The organism is Nonomuraea sp. NPDC050540 (assembly GCF_044457485.1).
Lineage (GTDB): Bacteria > Actinomycetota > Actinomycetes > Streptosporangiales > Streptosporangiaceae > Nonomuraea.
Map to the genome: position 1 here is coordinate 1 of NZ_JBITHA010000022.1, position 20,276 is coordinate 20,276.

Genomic DNA, 20,276 nt, shown 5'->3' on the forward strand with positions numbered 1-20,276 from the left:
TTGAACGCCTTCCAGATCGCCTTCGAGGGCCGCCTCACCCCCGCCAACTTCTGACCCCTTCAACAACCAAGATCAGCCGTTAAGTTGACACTCCCCGGCGCAGAGGAGGTGAGTGCTCACTTGGAGTGATCGTTTCGGTTTGTGCCCGGCCTGGGCGGACTTGTTCTGAGTCTGCAGGACAAGTTGTTCTGAGTCTGCAGGACAAGTTGTTCTGAGTCTGCAGGACAAGTTGTTCTGAGTCTGCAGGACGGGCGGCGCTGTGATCCGGGCAGGGCCGCATCGCAGTGGCAGGCCCTGTGACCCGGGCGGGGCCGCATCGTAGCGGCAGGCGGTGTGGGGCGAGGGGGTTCAGGAGGTGGTGATTTCGCTGTCGAGGTGGGCCATCTGCTGTTCGGCGTACCGTGCGCCGGCAGCCGAGCCCTGCGGGACGGCGGTCTCGATGGCTGCCAGGTCGGCAGGTGTGAGGGCGAAGTCCAGCGCGCCCATGGCCTCGGACAGGCGATCCCGGCGACGCGCCCCGATGAGCGGGACAATGTCCTCACCCTGCGCCAGAACCCAAGCGATCGCCAGCTGAGCCACCGTGGCCCCCTTGGCGTCGGCGAGTTCCCGGAGGGCGTCGACCAGCGCCAGATTGTGGGCGAGGTTCTCACTGGAGAACCGAGGGCTCACGGAGCGGAAGTCGCCCGCCGCCAACTGACGGTCCTTGTCCCAGCGGCCGCTGAGCAGGCCCCGCGACAACACCCCGTAAGCTGTCACCCCGATCCCCAGCTCTCGGCAGACGGGCAGGATCTCGTTCTCGATCCCACGCGAAAGCAGCGAGTACTCGATCTGCAGATCCGCGATCGGATGCACCGCCTGCGCCCGCCGAATCGTCCCGACTCCAGCCTCGGACAGTCCGATGTAGCGCACATGCCCCTTGGCGACCTCGTCCGCGATGGCCCCGATGGTCTCCTCGACGGGCACCGCCGGATCCACCCGCGACAGCCGATACACATCCACATGATCCGTGCGCAACCGCCGCAACGTATACGCCAGCGACGTCTTGACCGCCACCGGTCGCCCGTCGTACCCGAGCCAGTTCCCGTCGAAGTCGCGCTGCGCGCCGAACTTCACACTGATCTGTACGGCGGCGCGGTCCCTTCCCCGAAGCGCCTCCTGGATGAGCAGCTCGTTGTGCCCCATCCCGTAGAAGTCGCCGGTGTCGAGAAGGGTGACACCGGCATCCAGCGCCGCCCGAATCGTGGCGACGGACTCGGCCTCGTCGGCCGGCCCATACAGATCCGACATGCCCATGCACCCAAGACCGAGCGCTGACACCGACGGTCCGTTGTTTCCCAGAGTTCGCATGGCTTCACTATGGCATATGGGATGACAGATTTCAAAATCTGTCACCGCAACTTCCAAGCGACGCGGACCGCCCAACCGACCATCTCGGCCACCCAACCGGCCCGACTCGGCCCGGCCTGACCCGGCCCGGCCCAGCCGGACAGCCACCCAGGAATCAGCCACTGCCCTGTGCCTCCGGTGGCGTCAGGCCCGGCTGCGAGGCCCATCGTCAAGATCACCAGAAGTCCTGCCCTGCCGCCTTCACGATCCCCTGGTCACCCCAAGACCTGCGAGGGAACTCGGGTCGTGCGTGTCGGTCTGGTTGCAGCGGGTCGGTCCGGGTCTCGCGGGTCAGCCTGGCTCCCGCACGGGCGGTGAACCGCCCAGCAAGTTGGCAGGCCCCGTAGGTGGGTGTGTCGGCTCGGGTGGTGCGGCTCGATCCGGGTTTCACCGGTCAGTCTGGATCCGCCCGCGCGGGGAACGGCATTGCTGCTGGGAGGCCTAAAGGCAGGGAAGGCTGGTGCCTTGCCGGATGTGGATGAGGGCGTTGTTGGCGTAGACGGCGGGCACGGTGCCTTGGCCCGCGCACAGTACGAAGCGCTGGCTCCCGTTGCTGAGCCAGACGGCGCAGCCCGGCGCGGGCGTGTTGTTGAAGGTCGCCAAGCCGGAGGGAGCATGGGTGAGCACGGGGTTCTCGCAGCCGCCGTAGATGAGCTGGCTTGAGGAGCCGGTGTCCGTTGTCAGGACAAGTCGCCCGATGGCAGCAGCAGCGGCGGCGGGAGCGGGAGTGGCGGCGAGTGCGCCGATCATGGCGATGCCGGCGAGGGCGAGCGCTGCGGGCTTTCTCATGGTCTTTCCTCCATTTGAGCGTTTCTCTTCACCCGCCGTTGAGGAGCATGGCCCCCAACGCGGTCAGGGTGTGGATCACGGTGTTGCGATGTCTCTGTGTGGTGATCAGCCCGGCCTCACGCAGTACGGTCGCGTGCTGGCTGGCGCCCGCGGAGGAGATGTTCAGGTGGCGGGCGATCTCACCGGTCGTGCGTCCTTCGGCGACGGACTCCAGAACCGCGGCGCGGGTACGGCCCAGCAAAGCGGCCAGGCGCCGATGATCGGCATGCTCACCCTTGGACCAGATGTCGGCCCCCGCCTGCAACGTCGGCCGCGCCGGCAGAACGAGAATGAAGGGCCGCTGCGTGTCTTCGGGATGGAGCATGCTGGGCCAAGGAGAAAACAGGGAGAATGCGATGTCGAGTCCGCGTCCCTCCAGGCAGAAGTCGCTCAACGTCGCGTTCCAGGGGTCATTCGAGGCTGTTCTTCTGCGAAGCTCCAGAACCGGCGGATTCCACGTCAGCGACGGATGCGAACTCAGCAGCCCGGCGATACCGTGCGCGGCGAGAACCCGCGAGGCAACCAGAGTCCGCGCCTCGAGATGCCCTTTGACCCGGTCCCAATAAGGCTCGACCGTGGCGGAGAATCCCGTCTTGAGCGCCCGCACCAGCGCCGTACGTGCCGGCCCGTCGCCGTAGGCGAGCTGACCGACCGGATCGGGTACCCGGCGGGAGCCCACCACATAGTCGACCTCCGCGTACAGCATCCACTGGGGTACGCCGTGCAGCCGGTCGAGCGCGTCATCCATTTCCGCGTGTACGCCCACGAGCGAAGGCACGTCCAGAATGACGCTGTGGGCTGGGGCGATGAATCGTGTGAGGGCCGCGGCCTGCGGCGGAATACGTTTCCTCGCGGTTTTCCGCCACGCTTCGAACAGTGCGGGACTCGCGGTGTGCTGCAGCGTCTGAAGAGCGAAAGCCGTCTCGGCAAGCGGTCCCAGCGTCCCGATCAGCCGGGTCTTGGCCAGGTCTTCCACGGATAAGGTGTAGCGCCTGATACGCATTGACCTTCCTGGGGTGTCGTGCCGCAGGCACACGCGATTGAATTCTGAGTTCGTCTGCCGCAACGACGGCGGCCGGGGGCAGTCAGATTGGCAGGGTGGAATGGACGTGGACGAGTTCGGCCGGCGGCGCACGACAAAGCTGGGGTAAGCGCTTCTGCCGTGGCTCTGGAGGCGGTGTATCGGTAACGGCGCCCGCGACCACGAACATGGGCTTCCGCATCGGGGCAACTCCTTCCAGGGAACGAGAAGACAGCGCGTGGCTGTCTATTGCCGATGTAGCACGCGGCGGTTGATTGGATTCAGGGCGGCGGCCTCAATCAATCAACCGCGAACAATGGTCGGGGTTGATCAGGCCCGAAGCCACCCGCTCTGATCCGCGCGATCGGAACACCGCCGAGGCCGCGATGTCACGCCGGAGACCACCGTCGTCATGCCGCCTGGGAGGAAGCAACCCCTTGACGTGGTGGTTCCACGCCTGGTGGTAGTCGTCGCCGGCGACGGATGCGGCGAGTCGTTCGACGAAGGCCCGTTCGGCCTCGACCTTCGCCGGCCGGTAGTCCTGCTCGATCAGGAACCACCAGGCCAGGTCCTGGTCGTGGGCGCGCCGGATGGTGGCGCTGATCTCCTCGGCGGCCGCGGAGAGCGCCGCGAGCCGTTGTCTGAGCAGGTCACTCGCCTTCACCGGGGCAGCGCCATGAACAGCGACAGGACGACGCCGGACAACGGGGACGCCGAGGCGGGTTCGGCGACCAGTTCGCGGCGGCCCGCGAGCTGTTCGCACAGATCTGGGAAGACATCGGTGCTGAGCAAGGCGATCCGCTGCACATCTGCGTCCTTGCCCACGCGATGGCCGACGTGCAGGACGACGTGGGCCGGGAGCTGATGTGGGATCTGCGCGCGCTCGCCGCCGCCGGGCTGATCACCGGTGAGCGGGTGGCGGAGGCGGGGGTGGCGCTTCCGGTGGCCGGCCCGTATCCGTCCCTGCATCTCAACGTGAGCGAGTGCCATCGCAAACTGGGCGATCTCGCAAGCGCCCGTGAGCATCTGCGGCAGGCGCGGGCCACGATCGGCGCGCTTGGCGACGACGAGTACGCGCGGCTCATCAAGGGTGGTCTGGAGCGGGTGACCGCTCTGCCGGCTCCGTCACGGCCGGCAGGTGGGCGGTGACGTCGTCGGCGAAGCGGGCCGGCAGGCGGCCCAGGTCGGCGCGGTCCTGGTGCGGCCGGTGGGCGATGGCGCCGGCGAACCAGCCGATGAGGGAGCGCGCGTATAGCTCGGCGGCCGCCTGGCCCTCGCCGGTGGGCTCGATGAAGCTGACGCGGCGGTCGCCGGGCTCGCCCGTGCGGCGTATCGGGCCGCGCCGCTCCAGCTGCCGGACCTGGCGCGTGACGTGCGGCTGGACGAGCCGCATCTGCTCCGCGCCCAGCTGCGCGAGGCGCGGCATCACGGCCAGTACCTGGTCGTCGTCGTTCATCACAGCTCCAGGTGCGTCCTTGACACGAGCATACCTAGAGCATGCGTCTATCCCCTGGCAGCGAGGATTCCGCCGTACCCAACGGTCAGGGCAGGAGCTCGACGTACCCGTCGCTTCCGTGTACGCGGATCCGTTGCCCATCGGGAATCAGCCGGGTGGCGTCGACCACGCTGACGACGGCCGGCAGGCCGTACTCCCGCGCGATCACCGCGCCGTGCGTCATCAGGCCTCCGACCTCCGTCACCAGGCCGGCGACGGCGACGAAGAGGGGTGTCCAGCTCGGGTCCGTGTGGGCCGTGACGAGGATGTCACCCGGTTCGAGATCGGCCTGGGCCATGTCCAGGATGACGCGGGCGCGTCCTTCGACGGTCCCGGCGGAGACCGGCAGGCCGACCAGCGCGCCGCCCGGCACGTCGTCGCGCCGGTACGTCCCGGTGACGGCCTCGCCGTCGGAGGTGAGCACCCGGGGCGGCGTGAGCGCGTGGTAGGACCGGAACTCCTCCTTGCGCCGCCGGATGAGCTCGTCATCCACCTGGTGCGAGCGCGCGACGTCGTGGAACTCCTGGAACGTGAGGTAGAAGACGTCCTCCTTCTCGGTGAGCACGCCGGCCCGCACGAGGCGCTCGGCCTCGCCCAGCAAGGCCTGCTTGTAGACGAAATAGCGGCTGATGATGCCGTACTTCGGGTACTCCCGGTAGCCGATGAAGGTCCGGACCCGGTCGATCATGCGCTGGGTCTCGCCGGCCTTGTGCTCCCCGTCCGGCAGGGCCCGCAGGCGTTCGAGCACCTCCCGCGCCTTCTCCTGCGCCTTCCGCCGTCCTTGCTCGAAACGCCGTCCGGCGGCGCCCGGCTCGAAGTTCCTCACGTTGTCGAGGATCACGGGCACGAGCGTGGCGGGGCTTTCGCGCCAGCGCGGCCGCGTGATGTCGATCTCGCCGACGCAGCGCATGCCGTACCGGTGAAGGTAGCCCTCGAAGGCGTCGCGCACGTCGCTCCCGCCCGCGAACCTCGGCAGCTCGTCCAGGAAGCCGTCGTCTTGGACGCCCCGCAGGAACGCCACCACCTCCGGATGCGCGCGGACCACGTCGGCGACGTCGAGCAGCGCCAGTCCCATCTCCGAGGTGATGTTGCCGGGGGCCGACAGCGTGAGGGTGTCGGCCGCGTTCTTCTCGCCCAGCCATTCCAGCAGCCGGTCGTTGAGCCACCAGGTGGCGTCCATCCCCGCCATGATCGCCCGCATGCTCAGGGGGTCGCCGAGGTCGCGCTTGTGCTCCTGGAACGCCTCCAGCAGGAAGTCGAACAGCGCCGGTCCGGTCTTCGTCCTGATGGCGTGCCGCAGGTTGGCGATGGCGGCCTGGCTGCGCTCGATCAGCCCGGTGACGATGGCCGGATCGGTCTCGATCGCGGCGGGCGGGCCGCCGGGCGGCGGCCCGCCGGGGCCGGCGTCGGGAAACGCCGGGACGAAGTCGTCGCGCTCGAGTACGGTCTCCACCGCGTCCCTGGTCAGCGGATCGGATCTGCCCACCATCTCCAGGAAGCCGGGTGCGGCCAGGCGCCGGGTGGCGTCGACGAACAGCCTCCCGCCGGCCTCCTGCATCGGCGCCATGGCCGTCAGTTGCCACATGGAGAGCCCCAGCGGCTTCATGGGGTCGGTCATCATCTGCTGATGGCCGACGGAGAGGTAGACGCGGTTCTCCCCGTCGCGGGCCGCGGGGACGGGGAAGAGCGTGGTGATCGGCCGGCTCTGCACGATCTGGAAGTCGTCGCCGGCCAGGCACCATTCGATGTCCTGCGGGCGGCCGAAATGCGCTTCGATCCGCCGTCCGAGCCGCACGAGCCGTACCACCTGCGCATCCGTCAGCGCCGGCTGCTCCTGCCGCCGCGGATCGATCGTCACATCCCGTGTCCCGGCCGCCTTCCTGGCGACGATCTCGTCGTCGCGCACCTTGAAGACGTCCGGGTTCACCAGGCCGGAGACCAGGGCCTCGCCGAGGCCGAAGCCGGCGTCCACGGTGGCGACCTTCCGGTTGCCCGTGACGGGGTCGGCCGTGAACAGGACGCCGGCCGCGTCCGCGAAGACCATCCGCTGCACGACCACGGCCATGTGGACCGTGCGGTGGCCGATGCCGTTGCGCAGGCGATAGGTCACGGCCCGCTCGGTGAACAGCGACGCCCAGCACCGGCTGACGTGCCGGAGGATCGCCGCCTGTCCCACGACGTTCAGGTACGTGTCCTGCTGGCCGGCGAAGGACGCCGTCGGCAGGTCCTCGGCCGTCGCGCTGGATCGCACGGCGCAGGCGGTCTCCTCGCCGAGCCGGGCGAGCGCCTGGGTGATCGCCGCCGCCAGATCGTCCGGGACGGCCAGCCCTTCGACGGTCCGGCGGACCTCCGCGCTCAGCGTGCGGATCGCCTCCCGGTCATCGGGGTTCAGGCGCGACAGCTGATCGAGCCGGTCGCCGATCGACGCCTCCGCCATGATCCGGCGGAAGGCGGCCGTCGTCACGCAGAACCCGGCCGGCACGCGGATGCCCTCGATCCGCGACAGCGCGCCCAGATGCGCGGCCTTGCCGCCCACGACCGCGGCCTTCGTCTCGTCGGCCTCCCGAAGATCCCTCACGTACTCCTCGATCATTGCCATGGCACCATCCAACCGGATGTCCGCGGTATGCGATCTGTGGCCGGCAGGGCAGTGGTGGTCCAAGGTCACGGGAGGGACGCTCCAGCGACAGCACTACCGCCGCCCTGAGGGAGAACGTGATGGCCTGGATCCGCCTGCCGGCCCTCGTGGCCGCCGGCGTGCTCGCCGCGAGCACGCTCACCGGCACAGCCCAAGCCGCCCCCGCGGCGCTTGGGCTGCTGCAGTGTCAGGGAACGGAGAGCGTGAGCTACAGCCCGAGCATCATCCTCACGCCGCGCGACATCACCATCACCACCTCCGGCGGGTTCACCTCATGCGTGGACAGCGAAGGCCAGGTGACGAGCGGCTCGTACGGGGAGACGTTCACCATCGCCGCCGGATGCAACAACCTCCTCGACTCCTTCCAGGCCGAGCGCGTCGTCGCCTGGAGCACCGGGGACTCCAGCACGCTCACCGTCTCCGGCTCCACGACCGCCGTCCTCGGCCAGGTCGTCACCACGATCACCGGAACCGTCACCGCGGGACGCTTCCAGGGCCGCACGGTCCTCCAGACGATCACCCTGCCGCAGACGCAGCTCCTGCAGTGCCTCACCACGGGCCTCACGGGCACGACCGGCCTGACGACCCTCACTCTCGCCTGAGGGCTCAGGCGTCGGGGATCCAGTTGCCGTGGAAGCCGAGGGGGACGCGGACCGGCAGGTGGACGCGGGCCACCGGCGGGCCGGTGAAGTCCTGGGCGGACAGGATCACCAGGTCGGAGGCGCCGCGGTCGGGGTCGGCGACGTAGGCCATCAGGTAGCCGTCGTCCTCCTCGCCGCCACCGGACGGGTTGGCCGCGAACGTCGCCTCCCCGACCGCCGCGTCGCGCGCGAACCCGTGGACCTCGGTCGTGCCGTGCCGTAGATCGTGCTTGACGAGCGCGTTGGTGAACGACTGGTCGGGGTGGGGGCCGTCGAGGGTGAACGGCATGCCGTACACGGGAGTGACGGCGGAGTAGCCGAAGCGGTGAGGGAGAGAGGCGAACGCGTCGTTGACCCGCGGGAAGTCCTGCGCGCGGTCGTCGAGACGCCGCTGATCGACGGTGCCGGCGACCGGGTCGATGGTCCAGCGGTCGAGCGTCGGCTCGATCGCGCCCGGGTCGAGGATGTCGACCGGGCCGTCCGACCGGATGAAGTCGACGGTGATCGTGGAGCCGTCGTCGTGGGCGTTGAGGACGTGGCTGACGTAGAAGGGGCCGACCGGCAGCCAGCGGACCTCTCCGCCCGTCCGGGGAAGGACGCCCACGCGGGCCTGGTACGCCGGGTCCCACTGGAAGGACATCGCCTCCATGGTGAAGACCAGGGGGATGTCGAAGACGATGACGTAGTTCTGCGACAGGGCGAAGTCGTGGAGGAACGGGGTCTGGACTCCCTGTAGGGGGATGTTCGTCGCGCGGGTGACCGTTCCGGACGGGTCGGTGACGATGTGCTGCGCGAACGGCTGCCCCATCAGGTACGCCAGGGAGTGCAGGTCACCGGTGCGCGGATCCACCTTGGAATGCGCGTTGGCGCTGAAGCCCTCCGGGGTGGCGCCCATCGGGCACGGCCCGATCGTGTCCAGTTCGTAGCCCAGTTCGTGGGGGAGCCCGCCACCCTCGATGAGGGCGAGCGTGCGCCCGGCGTGCCCGATCACGTGGATGTTGGGGGAGGGCACGACGAACCCGGGCTCCTGCCCGCGTTCCATCCTGCGCAGCCCGTCCTCGACCTCGGCCGAGCGGACCCAGCGGTTGCGGTACCACTCGGCGCGGCCGTCCCGGATCCTGACCCCGTGCACCATCCCGGCGCCGAAGGCCCAGAAGTGGGTGGCGGGATCCTCCACGCCGAGCGGGTTGGGCCCCATCCGCAGGTAGCGCCCGTCCAGGTCGGAGGGAAGGCTGCCGGTCACCGGCAGGTCGAGGGCGGTCACCTCCTCCTTCACCGGGGCGAAGGGGCCTTCCAGATAGCGGTTGCTCATGTTCACTCCTTTGTACGGTGTACGAGGACGACGGTACGCCGTACAGAACAGCGGACAGGCGCTCGGACAAGGTGTGCTAGGCCAGCGCACGAGCGGAAACCCGCCCGCGACCTCGAAGACTTGGCACCCTGGCCCATCGTGCTGTGTACTAGCACAATGGACCGGTACCGGCAGATCATGGCCGACATCAAGCGGCGCGTCGCCGAGGGCGAGCTGCGTCCCGGCGACCGCGTCCCGTCCACCCGGCAGGTCGCCGAGCAGTGGGGCGTGGCCACCGCGACCGCCGCCAAGGCGCTGACCGCGCTGCGCCAGGAGGGCGTGGTGGTGACCGTCGCGCGGGCCGGCACCGTGGTGGCGGAGCAGACCAACGGCCGCCTCGTACGGCCGGCGCCCGCCCCGTCACCCCCGAAGCCGGGCCGCGAACGCGTCGTCGGCGCGGCGATCGCCATAGCCGACGCCCAGGGCTTCGACGCGGTCTCCATGCGCAGCGTCGCCGCCGCCCTCGCCCTGCCCACCATGTCGCTGTACCGCCACGTGCGCGGCAAGGAGGACCTGGCCGCGCTGATGACCGACGCCGCCTTCGGCGAACTGGAGTTCCCCGTCCCGCCGCCGGCGGGCTGGCGGGCCAGGCTGGAGCTCGCCGCCTGCCTCCAATGGCGCCTCTACCTGCGACATCCCTGGCTGCCCCGGCTGGTCTCGCTCACCCATCCCCAGCCGATGCCGAACCTGTTCCTCTACGCGGACTGGGCGATGAAGGCCGTGCACGATCTCGGGCTCGACCCCGAGGCCGGCCAGATGGCGTGGTGGACGGTCGCCAACTACGTCAGGGGCACCGCCACCAACCTGGAGCAGCAGGCGGAGTCAGAACGCGACACCGGCCTGACCTCGGACCAGTGGTTCACCTCCCACATGCCGATCTTCCAGGCCGGCCTGCCGTCCGGCGCCCTTCCCGCGGCTGAGACGCCCCAGGAGTTCGACCTGACCGCGTTCTTCGAGTTCGGGCTGCAGCGCGTGCTGGACGGCATCGCCGTGCTCGTCGGCCGGCGAGGCGCAGGGCCCCAGGCGCGGAACCCTGCGCGGACGGTCACGCGGTGACGGTCAGGGTGAGGACGGCGATGCGGTCGGTGGAGGTGCCGTTGGCGCGCACCGGGATGTGGTAGGTGCCCGGTGCCGTGGCGGCGCCGGCCGTCAGTGTCAGCGTGGAGCCGGCGCCGGAGGTGATGGCGGGCGGGGCGAACCCGGCCGTCGTGCCCGGGGGCAGGCCGGTGGCGTACAGGCTGATGTTCTGCGCGGGGGGCACGGCGGTCACCGTGGAGACGGCGACGCTCACCTGGTCGCCGGGCCGGACGGTCACCGAGGCCGGGGTGAGCGTGATCCCGAAGGTGTTCGAGCAGCCCTGGGGCTCACCGGCCACGGAGGGAACCCGCACGGCGTTCCAGGCGGTCCGCACGGTCTTCAACTCCACGCAGGAGCCGGGGAACAGCTGGGCGGCCGCGTCCAGGGAGGCCCTGCGGGCCCGCTGGTGAGTCCAGATCTGGGTCTTGCGCAGCAGCGTGCCCATGAAGATCTGGCCGGCCTTGCGGATGCCGAGCCCGGCGATGATGGAGTTGTCGCAGGTCGGGCTCGGCGGCCGGCTGTTGGCCGGGTTGCTGCCCTCGGCCAGCAGGTAGAACCAGTGGTTCTGAACTCCGGCTCCGATCTGGGGCATCATGGGCGGCACCTGGCTGGAGAAGCAGTCCGGGTGGCCGCTCAGCGTGGAGGGCCGGTACATGTAGCGGATCGGGCCGGTGCCGGCGATGTTGACCTCCTCGCCGACCATGTAGTCGGGCGGGTCGAGGGTGGCGGGCTGGTTGGCGTAGTGCTCGGTCAGCGCGCCGAAGATGTCGCCGGAGGACTCGTTCAGGATCATCTTCTCGTTGGTGCCGTAATCCTGGCCCGGGGTGTGGGCGAAGATGGCGTGCCCGTACTCGTGCGCCACCACGTCCATCGAGGTGGCCTGGCGGCGGCTGTCGGCGGTACGGCCGAAGCTGGTGTAGGTCCCGTTCCAGTAGGCGTTGACGTCGTTCAGGCCGACGCGGGCGGGGAAACCGCGCCCCAAGCCGTCGAAGCCGTCACGGTTCAGCCAGACGTCGAGCATCTGCCACTCCTGGTCGGCCGCGTACAGCGTGTCCACGCAGGCGGTCTCCAGGTTGGTGCCGCTGCCGTTGCCCCAGGAGTCGTCGGACCCGGTGTAGGCCACGCCGTTCTGCCCGCCGCAGCCCATCCCCGGGCGCATCAGGTCGGTCATGGAGTAGACGCCGCCGGAGTGGCGCGTCGGGATGGTGACGGGGTCGCCGTTGTAGAAGCTGTTGCCCACCCCTGCCATGACCTCGTCGGACTTCTGCGCGATCGCGCCGGTACGGGCGTCGACGAAGACGTGCAGCCTGCTCGGCCTGCCCCGGTCGGCGCCGGTGACCACGACCTCGTAGACTAGGCGGCCGCTTCCTTCCGCCATGACGCTCAGCTTGGGGGCGGCGACCGACGCGACCTCGCTCAGCTGGGCCCCGGCCAGGCGGGCGGCCTCCTGCGCGCTGAGCTTGGGGGTGGTGTCCACTTGCAGGGCGGCCTCCTGCGAGACCGAGGTGCTCAGTACGCCGCCGGCGGCGTCGGTGACCACGACGAAGTCGCCGCCGTGGACCGGCAGGCCCGCGTAGGTGCGGGTGTAGGGGGTGTAGCGCAGGCCGCCCTGACCGGCGATCACTCGATGGCGGGTGTAGGCGTCCTTGGGCGAGCTGTGCAGCAGGGCGGGCCTGGAGGCCACCAGGTGGTCGGTGGCCGCGGTGACGCGATCCGATGTCTTCGGCGGGTCGGCGGAGGCGGGTGGGATCGAGAGGGTCACGAGCACACTGACGGTGCCCGTGACCATGGCTAACGCGACACGGCGTCTCACGGGAGGCGCTCCTTCGAGCTGGGCGGCAGCGGCGGAGGTGCCGGGCTGCCGGCTGCGGATGGGGGAGGAGCCTCTTGCATTCGATCCGATGAGACACACGCGGTCAATGTCCGAGTCAGGACGGCTGCTGGTCCTCGCCCACGACGCGCAGGTCGTCGCCGAGGGCATTGGCGATTTCGGCGGCGCGGGAGTGGTCGGCCAGGCGGCGGGTCAGGTAGGCGGCGGCGTGGCGGTGGGTACGCGACCACCAGCCGGCCGAGCCGCCGATGCCGCCTTTGGCGATCTTGCCGGAGTCGCGGACGAAGCCGAGGGTCCAGGTGATCCGGGTCCCGAAGACCTCGTCGAAGTCGGTGACCTGGGCGGCCAGCAGTTCCTCGTGGAGTTCGCGGCCCAGGAGTTCGCGAACCGGGCCCGCGGGGTCGGTGAGGTGGGAGAAGAAGCGGGCGATGGTGGTGGCGGTGGACTGGAGGTTGACCGCGCCGAAGACGGTTTGGCGCCATATGGTGGAGTTGGTGCGGGCGGTGTCGAGGGCACCGGCGGGGATCTGGAGCCAGGGGGCGGCGTGCAGCTGCCGGGGCCAGGCCGGGTCGGCGTACTCCAGGTCGGCGACGCGATCCAGGTGCCGCTCGGGTACGCCGAACCAGGCGTCCAGGTCGAGCGCGGGGCGTACCACCTCGTTGTGGATCTGGCCGAGGGTCGTGCCCGCCGTCGCGCGCAGGGCGGCGTCCACCAGGTGGCCATAGGTCAGTGCGTGTTCGCCCAGTCTGGTGCCGGGGGTGTACTCCGGGGGCGCGTGCACCAGGCTCTCCCGCAGCGCCGCCTCGTCCAGCAGGTCCGTGTCGGCGGCCCCTGCGGGGAAGCGCGGCTGGCCGGCCCGATGGGTGAGCACCTGGCGGAGGGTGGTGGCCCGCTTGCCGTTGACGCCGTACTCGGGCCAGCGTGCGGCGAGGGGCTCGTCCAGGCTCAGGGCGCCGTCGCGCACCGCCACCAGGGCGGCGACGGTGACGAAGGCCTTGGACAGGGAGTACGGCATGACGAGGGTGTCGGACCGCCAGGGCCGGGTGCGTGCGGTGTCGGCCCACCCGCCGGACAGGTTCACCACCTCGCGGCCGTCGCGCCAGACCGAGACGCCGGCGCCGGTCTCGCGGCCGCTGTCGAGGAGGTCCTGGAAGACCTCGCGTACGCGTTCGTAGCCGGGTTCGGCGAAACCTTGGGTCCTCATGTCACTCACGCTACCCCATGGGGGTATGCAGCGTGGGCCGGTAGATGAGTTCCTGGGTGTGGCCGTCGAGCGTCCGGTGCTCGATCAGTTCGAGGTCGAAGTCGAGCGCGCCCTTGAAGACGGGGTCCTGCCCGGTCTGGCCGGTGATCACGGGGAAGAGCGTCACCTGGACGTAGTCGACCAGGCCGGCGGCCATCAGCGCCCGGTTCATCGACAGGCTGCCGTGCGAACGCAACGGCACCCCGGAGGTCTCCTTGAGCGCGGCGACGACGTCGACCGCGTCGCCGCTCGCGACGGTCGCGTCCGGCCGGTCGAGCGGACCCCGCAGCGTGGCCGACACCACCGTCGCGGGCAGGTTCAGCATCCGGGTGACCCAGGGGTCATGGACCCCCGAGTCCTCGGCGCTCGTGGCCAGCATCCGCGCGAACGCCCGATGCGTGGTGGCGCCGAAGACCATCCGCTGCTCCTGCCCGTACAGGGCGAATCGGCGCTCAAGCAGTTCGGGGCCCTGCTTGCCCCAGTAGCCGCCCCAGTCGCCGCCGGCGGAGCCGAAGCCGTCGAGGCTGGAGAAGACGTCGAAGGTGTAGGAAGCGGTCATGATGCCCTCCTCGGGTGCCGTCGGACGTACAGACCCGCGGCCACGGCGAAACTCATCTCCGCCGAAGGCTTCAAGGGGCTCTGGCGGTGCCGCCGGTCGCGTGGAACGCTCGTCCGACCCGTTCGGCCGGCTCGGCGCTCATGCCTTGGGGCGGTACGCCCCGCGTGGCCAGGAGGGCGGCGACGGCGGCGCTCTCGCGGACGCGGGCCTGATGCTGTTTGGCGATGCGGCACCTGGGGCGGCGGGCCACCGCGACGTCGCCCTCTGCCTCGATCCTGCCAGGCGCGGCCCTTGGCGTGGTCGGGTCCGTGTCAGAGGCCGCGGCCGTCGAAGACGCGGTCACGGCCGCGGACGGTGTCGCCGTCGCGGCCCTGCGGCACCTGGATGGAACGGGATGGAACGCCTCCAGGAGTAGAGCACCGGAAGCCGTTGCCATCCTGGCCGGGCGAGAACAGACCACACAGGGGAGTCCCGAACATGCGCAAGATGCTCGTCAACATCATCCGGGTGGGTGTCGCCGCGGTCGTCGGCATCGCCGTACTGGCCACCCTCACCATCAGCCCGTCGCACGCCGAGGACGGGTTCCCGATCAACTTGCGCGAGGGCAGGCTGACGATCCGGGAGTTCCAGCAGATCGTCGAAAAGCAGATCGGCCGGCCGACCGGCGACCCGGTACGGGCGACCATCTATGCCGCCGACGCGTCGATGCCCAGGGAGAAGTTCGAGCAGATCGTCGCCGAGCGCCGCTTCGACCAGTTGCCGGGGCGGGGCGAGATCAGCCCGCTCACCCCGGATACGACGTTCGACGACATGGCGCGCAAGGTCTTCGAGTGGGGCAGGTACACGGTCTATGTCACCGATCTGGGGTTCGCCGTCGTCGTCACGGTATGCGTCGATGACGACAACGGAATCCCGGACTGTGATTGGTGGATTGTCTGAGCGATCGTCAGACGGCCGCCTCGCTCGATGAGCGAGGCGGCCCACGTCATTGCGGGTCAGCCCGTACGGCGAGGTGGGGATCTGGGCGAGGCCGGCGCCGCCTTCGCGCAGCCGGGTCCTCGCCGGCCACCCGCCAGCTCGATCTTGACGCTCTGTCACCGTGTTCTTCGCTCAGGAAGTCGCGAGCAGCAGGGCGGTGGTCGTTCCGGTGGCCACGGCCAGCACCACCGGCGCCATGGCGTGGGAGCGGTGGCGCCGGTGGGTGAAGTCGCGGGCGCGGAGGTGGAATCCCACGGCGCCGATCAGCAGCAGCGTGAGGCCGGTCGCGGCCGTGACGGCGAGCGGCTTGAACCAGAGGCCGGCTGCGAGCCCGAGCGCGCCGGTGATTTCCAGGGTGCCGATCGAGCGGGTCATCGCCGGGCCGACTCCTAGCCTCAGCAGGTTGGCCGTCACCGAAGCCTGTAGCCGGACCTTTTGCGCTCCGGCGAGCAGGAAGACGAGAGCGATCAGGGCGCTCAAGGTGTTGGTGGCAATCGACATGGCGCAACCCTTCACAACAAAGAAAGCGAACGTTCCTTCTCTATTCTTGGAGGGGCGCGTTTGTCAAGGGCGAACGTTCGTTCTACGTTGGATGCCATGGCACGCATGCCCAAGGAGCACCTCGAAGCCCGCCGCCGTCAGATCCTGGACGCCGCCCGGCGCTGCTTCATCCGCAACGGCTTCCATGCCACGTCCATGCAGGACGTGCTGGCCGAGGCCGCGTTGTCGGCCGGGGCCGTCTATCGCTATTTCAAGAGCAAGGATGACATCATCGCGGCGACCGCGGCCGAGGCGCTGGCCGAGGTCGCGTCGGCGTTCGAGGCGGACGACGGTGCGCGGCCGCCGGATCTGGACAGCATCGTCGATCTGGTGCTGGGGGTCGAGCGCCCGCCGCTGTCCGGGTCGCGGGAGTCGGCTCAGCTGCTGGTCCAGGTCTGGTCGGAGGCGCTGCGGTCGCCGTCGCTGGGCACGAAGCTGAAGGAGGTCATGGCGGAGGCCCGCGGCGTGGTCGGCGGCCTCGTGGCGCGGCATCAGCGGCGCGGCCTGCTTCCCGCCGACGTCCCCGCCGAGCAGGTGGCCGATGTCCTGATGGCTCTGGTCGACGGGTTCCTGGTGCGTCGCGCGGTGTACGGCTACGCGGATTCGGCGGCTTTCAGGAACGGTATGCGGGCCCTGATGTCGGCGCCCGCGCAAGCCGTACCATAGAGAACGAACATTCGCTCTTGACGGTCACGACCCAGCCGTGCTCTTCTAAAAAGAACGATCATTCGTTCTAAGAGGGTGGGTTTGTGACGGCGAAAGCGGATGTTCTCATCGTCGGCGCGGGGCCGACCGGCCTGGTGCTGGCCATCGACCTGGCACGGCGGGGAGTGATCCCACGGATCATCGACGCCGGGCGCGCCGACCATCGGGAGAGCCGCGCGGTGTCGATCGTTGCCAGAACGCTGGAGATGCTGGACGATCTCGGGCTGGCCCAAACCGCCATCGAACGTGGCATACCCCTGCACACGCTGAACTTCTACCAGGGCACGACCGCCCTGGCCGAGATGGACGTGACGGCCGTGGACTCCCCGTTCCCGCTGGACCTGTGCATCCCGCAGTGGCAGACGGTCGCGCTGCTGCGCGAGCGCGCGCAGGAGCTGGGGGTCACCATCGAATGGGGCACCCGCCTGGCCGGGCTGCGGGCCGGCGAAAAGGGCGTCAGCGTGGAGCTCAGCCACGAGGACGGACGCGGCGAACGGTACGAAACCGGATGGCTGATCGGCGCCGACGGCGCCCACAGCACCGTGCGAGAAACGGCGGGCATCACCCGGCAGAAAGCCGACCTGAAGTGGGGGTTCATCCTGGGCGACGTCGCCGTGGACTGGCCGCTCACCCGCGACCGCTTCCATGTCTACTTCGGCACGTCTGGCCTCGTGGCCGTCTTCCCCATGGTCGGGGGCTACTGGCGCATCCTGGCCAACACGCCGGACGACCGGCCGCCGCAGACTCCGGGGCTGGACGACTTCGCCGCCTACGTCGCCGAACGCACGCCGCTGGACTCTCGCGTACGCGATCTGCAGTGGAGCTCGTCGTTCGTGGCCCGCGAGAGCCTGGCCGACCGCCTGCGCCAGGGCCGGGTCCTGCTGGCCGGCGACGCCGCGCACAGCCACAGCCCGGTGGGCGGCCAGGGCATGAACACGGGCATGCAGGACGCCTACAACCTGGGCTGGAAACTCGCGCTCGTCGTCACCGGGCGCGCCGAGGAGTCCCTCCTGGACAGCTATCAGGCCGAACGCCTGCCCGTGATCAAGGCCGTGGTCGAGGCGACCTCGGCCACGACGAAGGTCGCCACCGGCAGCACGCTGATCGCCCGCAGGGCCAGGCGGCACGCGCTGCGCCTGTTCGGCCGGCTCAACCCCGTGCAGCAACGGCTGTCGAACGCCTTCGGCGAACACCTCGTCCACTACCGCGACAGCGACCTCGTCTTCGAACGCTGGCACGAATCACCAGCCAGAGCGTGGAGCGACCTCGCCCGCACCGGACCCGAAGCCGGCGAACTGGTACGCGACGCCTACGTCGAGAACCATGAAGGGCCGGTGGCGCTCCGCCACATCCTCCGGCCGCCGGGCCACCACCTCATCCTGTTCGCGGCGGACACGACGGACCCCACCACCCTGGCCGCCTGGCAGGCCTCCGCACACGAGGCGATGGCCGGGCACGGCGAGGTCCACCTCATCACCCGCGGCCACCTGCCGCCCGACCCCCTGGACGGAGTCTTCGCCGACCTGCGCAGCGAGGCGCACAACCGCTACGGCGTGCGCCGCCCCAGCCTGTATCTGATCCGCCCGGACAAGTACGTCGGCTTCCGCGGCGACGACCTCGGCCTCACACCCGTGCACGACTACTTCCGCGCCCTGGGCGCCCACCCGTGACACCGCCTGCCAACAAGAGGAACCGGACAACCCCGTGACGAGCCTGGCCGGAATCGGCGCGACCGCCTTGGGCGTGGCTCTCCTGCGCGCCCAGGAGAGCAGCCGACCGGACCGGCTGTTCGATGACCCCTACGCGCGGCACTTCTTCCGGGCCGTCGATCCGGCGTTCACCCCTTGGGCCGCCGGGCCTTCTCCGGCAACCGCACGTTTCCCGCAGGTCATGGCCGAGCAGGTCGCCGTCCGCACCCTGTTCCTCGATCGCGCGCTCCTGGATGCCGCCGGACGAGGATGTGAGCAGGAGCGGCGCAAGCCGTACCGGATCACCGAGAGCGGACGTGACGCGCTGCGTGAGCAGCTCGCCACGCTGCGCCGGGTCGAACAGGCAGGGTTCAGGCGAGTGGCCTGGGGGCAGGCGTGAGGCGGGGCAGGGGCATGCTGCGGATCGTGGCGGAGGTCGTGCTGGGGCCGGCGCGTTCCCGGCGCCAGGCCCTTGCGCGTACCACTCCCGGCGATCCTGGCCGTCGGCGCGTGCGTGCTGTGGTTGTTGTGGAATCCGGGTGTACGCGACGCGGCCGGCCTGCACGGCGTGTGGGCGCAGGCGGCCGGAGCGGGCGCGATCGCCGCCGAACTGCGCCGGACGGGCACGGCGTTGTTCGCCATGGCGGTGCTTCTGGCGCTGCTGTCGCTCTGGCAACTCGCCGTGAGGGTACGCGCCGTGGGAAAGCACGCCCCGGACCGGTCGGCGGCGCGGGCGATCAGAGGGCAGGTGGTCATGGCGGCGGCTCTGGTCGCCGTTCCGGCAGGGTGCCCCTTGTCGCGGCGGCATCTCCCCAGCTGGCGGACGCCTTACGCGCCGCCGGCAAGTCACTCGCGGTGGCAGCCATCCTGAACGCGATCGCCTGGCTGGCCGTGGCGGCGCTCCTGGCGATAGGGCTGAGGAGGCGTCGCCGTGGTTCACGGCGGCGGTGGCGGTCGGCGCGCTGGTGAGCACCGGCATGGCGGCGCTGGTGGCGGGGGCCGTGCTCAGGCGAGCCCCGCACGATCCGGCCGCGCCTGCGCCGATCGGCCCCATCTCCACGCGGGCGCCGATCTGAGCGTCACGCGGGCCTGACCAGGTCTCCGACGCCGGGTCGCAGCCCGCGTACCAGGCACAACGTCACCAGGACCGACGCCATCGCCATCACGGACATGGCCAGAGCGGGAGAGGTGTGCTGAGCGACGGCCCCGGCCAGCGCGGCCCCGGCACCCTGCAGGGTCGTCATCCCCGACGCGTGCAGCCCCAGGGCCTGCCCCCGGACCTCGGCGGGGGTCAGGGCCATCAGCCGCTCCTGCAGCGGCAGGCTTGCCGCGAAGCCGGCCGAGGCCAGCGTGACGGCGACCGCCGCCGGCAGCGGCGCGGGCTCCAGGAGGAAGATCAGGTACGGCACGGCCATCAGCAGCCGCAGCGGTACGGCGAGCCGCTCCCGCCACCGCGGGGCGAGCAACCGCCCGACGAGCATGTCCCCGGTCAGCATGCCGAACGCGGCCAGGGCGAAGAGCAGGCCCGCGTGCCCGGGCGCGTACGGGATGAAAAGCGCCTCACAGCCGGCGATCAGCCCGTTGGGCACCCAGAGCGCCAGATAGACGTACCGGCGAGGCGCCGATGACCACAGCCGCACGTTGGTGCGCCAGGTGGCGGCGACCGAAGGGCGGCCGGGGGCACGAGCCGGCCGCCGGGACAGTCCCGAACCCGAGATCAGCGCGGCGGCCAGCGCGAGGACCGCGGCGGCGAGCAAGGCGCCCCGCGGCGACACCACGGTCACCAGCAGCCCGCCCAGGGCGAACCCGCAGATCTGCGTCAGGCCCACCGACATGTTGAGCACCGATCGGCCGAGCAGGTACCCGTGCCCCGGAAGAATCTCGTTCAGCAACCCGAAACGCACCCCGCCGCTCAGCGACGCGATCAGCCCGAGGCAGAACAGGACGGCGAAGATCGACCACACCGGCAGGCCGGGAACCGCCATGACGGCCGTGCCGATGCCGTAGGCCACGGCCAGGGCGCTCAGCGCCGCGCGCGGCGGCAGCCGGTCGGCCGCGGACATCAACGCCGTCGCGCCCACCACCTGGGCCAGCGACGGACCGAACATGCTCAAGGCCGCGAGCAGTGGCGAGCCGGTCGCCGCGTAGACGAGCGTGCCCAGCGCCAGTCCGCTCACCGTCGAGGCCATCGTCTGCGCGGCGGAGGCGGCGAACAGCGGCGTGAACTCCGGCACCCGGAAGAGCTCCCCATACGTACGCATGGGGGAATCTCATCGGTGCCGCCGGCCGGGCCGG

23 protein-coding genes are annotated in these 20,276 nt (G+C 70.2%); 9 read left to right on the forward strand and 14 right to left on the reverse strand.

Annotated elements, in window-relative coordinates:
• Positions 1 to 348 precede the first annotated feature (348 nt).
• The 5 genes from ACIBI5_RS46525 to ACIBI5_RS46545 all read right to left on the reverse strand — a co-directional run bounded on the left by ACIBI5_RS46525 (position 349) and on the right by ACIBI5_RS46545 (position 4,042).
• A complete protein-coding gene (locus tag ACIBI5_RS46525) occupies positions 349 to 1,347 on the reverse strand; it encodes an aldo/keto reductase (protein WP_397257059.1) in 999 nt (332 codons plus the stop codon).
• Positions 1,348 to 1,827: 480 nt separating this feature from the next.
• A complete protein-coding gene (locus tag ACIBI5_RS46530) occupies positions 1,828 to 2,175 on the reverse strand; it encodes a hypothetical protein (RefSeq protein ID WP_397257061.1) in 348 nt (115 codons plus the stop codon).
• A gap of 28 nt (positions 2,176 to 2,203) precedes the next feature.
• Positions 2,204 to 3,190, reverse strand: a complete 987-nt coding sequence (locus tag ACIBI5_RS46535; protein ID WP_397257063.1) for an ArsR/SmtB family transcription factor — start codon at positions 3,188 to 3,190, stop codon at positions 2,204 to 2,206.
• Positions 3,191 to 3,530: 340 nt separating this feature from the next.
• Entirely contained in the window at positions 3,531 to 3,899 is a 369-nt protein-coding gene (locus tag ACIBI5_RS46540) for a hypothetical protein (RefSeq protein WP_397257065.1), read from the reverse strand.
• Positions 3,896 to 4,042, reverse strand: coding sequence for a hypothetical protein (locus ACIBI5_RS46545; protein ID WP_397257067.1), 147 nt, complete (start codon positions 4,040 to 4,042; stop codon positions 3,896 to 3,898). Before ACIBI5_RS46545 ends, ACIBI5_RS46540 begins: the two co-directional genes overlap by 4 nt.
• 21 nt (positions 4,043 to 4,063) lie before the next feature.
• Between ACIBI5_RS46545 and ACIBI5_RS46550 the strand changes: the two genes are divergently transcribed.
• A complete protein-coding gene (locus ACIBI5_RS46550) occupies positions 4,064 to 4,384 on the forward strand; it encodes a hypothetical protein (RefSeq protein ID WP_397257069.1) in 321 nt (106 codons plus the stop codon).
• Here the strand turns inward: ACIBI5_RS46550 and ACIBI5_RS46555 are convergent.
• Positions 4,320 to 4,691, reverse strand: a complete 372-nt coding sequence (locus ACIBI5_RS46555; RefSeq protein ID WP_397257071.1) for a MarR family transcriptional regulator — start codon at positions 4,689 to 4,691, stop codon at positions 4,320 to 4,322. The two genes, ACIBI5_RS46550 and ACIBI5_RS46555, sit on opposite strands and share 65 nt — an antisense overlap.
• An 85-nt stretch (positions 4,692 to 4,776) precedes the next feature.
• The gene (gene rph / locus ACIBI5_RS46560) at positions 4,777 to 7,323 is read right to left on the reverse strand and encodes a rifamycin-inactivating phosphotransferase (RefSeq protein WP_397257310.1); all 2,547 of its coding nucleotides are present in this window, start codon (positions 7,321 to 7,323) and stop codon (positions 4,777 to 4,779) included.
• A 125-nt stretch (positions 7,324 to 7,448) separates the two neighbouring features.
• On the opposite strand from rph, the gene ACIBI5_RS46565 reads away from it, so the two are divergent.
• Entirely contained in the window at positions 7,449 to 7,970 is a 522-nt protein-coding gene (locus ACIBI5_RS46565; RefSeq protein ID WP_397257073.1) for a hypothetical protein, read from the forward strand.
• Positions 7,971 to 7,974: 4 nt separating this feature from the next.
• Here ACIBI5_RS46565 and ACIBI5_RS46570 read toward each other — a convergent pair whose 3' ends face one another.
• Positions 7,975 to 9,321 carry a carotenoid oxygenase family protein gene (locus ACIBI5_RS46570; protein WP_397257075.1) on the reverse strand — a complete coding sequence of 449 codons (1,347 nt, stop codon included), beginning with the start codon at positions 9,319 to 9,321 and terminating at the stop codon, positions 7,975 to 7,977.
• A 156-nt stretch (positions 9,322 to 9,477) separates the two neighbouring features.
• Here ACIBI5_RS46570 and ACIBI5_RS46575 point away from each other — a divergent pair, with 156 nt between their 5' ends.
• A complete protein-coding gene (locus ACIBI5_RS46575) occupies positions 9,478 to 10,416 on the forward strand; it encodes a GntR family transcriptional regulator (protein WP_397257077.1) in 939 nt (312 codons plus the stop codon).
• On the opposite strand, the gene ACIBI5_RS46580 is transcribed toward ACIBI5_RS46575, so the two are convergent.
• The 4 genes from ACIBI5_RS46580 to ACIBI5_RS46595 form a co-directional block, all read right to left on the reverse strand.
• Entirely contained in the window at positions 10,406 to 12,250 is a 1,845-nt protein-coding gene (locus ACIBI5_RS46580) for a M4 family metallopeptidase (RefSeq protein WP_397257079.1), read from the reverse strand. The two genes, ACIBI5_RS46575 and ACIBI5_RS46580, sit on opposite strands and share 11 nt — an antisense overlap.
• Before the next feature lie 115 nt (positions 12,251 to 12,365).
• Positions 12,366 to 13,472, reverse strand: a complete 1,107-nt coding sequence (locus tag ACIBI5_RS46585; RefSeq protein ID WP_397257081.1) for a serine hydrolase domain-containing protein — start codon at positions 13,470 to 13,472, stop codon at positions 12,366 to 12,368.
• 10 nt (positions 13,473 to 13,482) lie between these two features.
• Positions 13,483 to 14,070: a dihydrofolate reductase family protein gene (locus ACIBI5_RS46590; RefSeq protein WP_397257082.1), complete on the reverse strand. Its 588-nt coding sequence runs from the start codon at positions 14,068 to 14,070 to the stop codon at positions 13,483 to 13,485.
• A 70-nt stretch (positions 14,071 to 14,140) separates the two neighbouring features.
• Complete coding sequence (locus tag ACIBI5_RS46595) at positions 14,141 to 14,413, reverse strand: hypothetical protein (RefSeq protein ID WP_397257084.1); 273 nt, start codon at positions 14,411 to 14,413, stop codon at positions 14,141 to 14,143.
• A 134-nt stretch (positions 14,414 to 14,547) separates the two neighbouring features.
• Here ACIBI5_RS46595 and ACIBI5_RS46600 point away from each other — a divergent pair, with 134 nt between their 5' ends.
• On the forward strand, positions 14,548 to 15,009 hold the full coding sequence (locus ACIBI5_RS46600) for a hypothetical protein (protein WP_397257086.1): 462 nt from the start codon (positions 14,548 to 14,550) through the stop codon (positions 15,007 to 15,009).
• A gap of 171 nt (positions 15,010 to 15,180) precedes the next feature.
• Here the strand turns inward: ACIBI5_RS46600 and ACIBI5_RS46605 are convergent, their stop codons facing one another.
• The gene (locus ACIBI5_RS46605) at positions 15,181 to 15,549 is read right to left on the reverse strand and encodes a DoxX family protein (RefSeq protein WP_397257088.1); all 369 of its coding nucleotides are present in this window, start codon (positions 15,547 to 15,549) and stop codon (positions 15,181 to 15,183) included.
• 96 nt (positions 15,550 to 15,645) lie between these two features.
• Between ACIBI5_RS46605 and ACIBI5_RS46610 the strand changes: the two genes are divergently transcribed.
• The 5 genes from ACIBI5_RS46610 (at position 15,646) to ACIBI5_RS46630 (ending at position 19,057) form a co-directional block, all read left to right on the forward strand.
• The gene (locus tag ACIBI5_RS46610) at positions 15,646 to 16,254 is read left to right on the forward strand and encodes a TetR/AcrR family transcriptional regulator (RefSeq protein ID WP_397257090.1); all 609 of its coding nucleotides are present in this window, start codon (positions 15,646 to 15,648) and stop codon (positions 16,252 to 16,254) included.
• A gap of 83 nt (positions 16,255 to 16,337) precedes the next feature.
• Positions 16,338 to 17,963 carry an FAD-dependent monooxygenase gene (locus tag ACIBI5_RS46615; protein ID WP_397257092.1) on the forward strand — a complete coding sequence of 542 codons (1,626 nt, stop codon included), beginning with the start codon at positions 16,338 to 16,340 and terminating at the stop codon, positions 17,961 to 17,963.
• A 34-nt stretch (positions 17,964 to 17,997) separates the two neighbouring features.
• On the forward strand, positions 17,998 to 18,381 hold the full coding sequence (locus ACIBI5_RS46620; RefSeq protein ID WP_397257094.1) for a class I SAM-dependent methyltransferase: 384 nt from the start codon (positions 17,998 to 18,000) through the stop codon (positions 18,379 to 18,381).
• A 72-nt stretch (positions 18,382 to 18,453) separates the two neighbouring features.
• Positions 18,454 to 18,852 carry a hypothetical protein gene (locus tag ACIBI5_RS46625; protein ID WP_397257096.1) on the forward strand — a complete coding sequence of 133 codons (399 nt, stop codon included), beginning with the start codon at positions 18,454 to 18,456 and terminating at the stop codon, positions 18,850 to 18,852.
• 76 nt (positions 18,853 to 18,928) lie between these two features.
• Positions 18,929 to 19,057 (forward strand): hypothetical protein, encoded by a 129-nt coding sequence (locus ACIBI5_RS46630; RefSeq protein WP_397257098.1) that lies wholly within the window; start codon positions 18,929 to 18,931, stop codon positions 19,055 to 19,057.
• Between the two features lie 3 nt (positions 19,058 to 19,060).
• Here ACIBI5_RS46630 and ACIBI5_RS46635 read toward each other — a convergent pair whose 3' ends face one another.
• A complete protein-coding gene (locus ACIBI5_RS46635) occupies positions 19,061 to 20,242 on the reverse strand; it encodes an MFS transporter (protein ID WP_397257099.1) in 1,182 nt (393 codons plus the stop codon).
• Between the last annotated feature and the right edge of the window lie 34 nt (positions 20,243 to 20,276).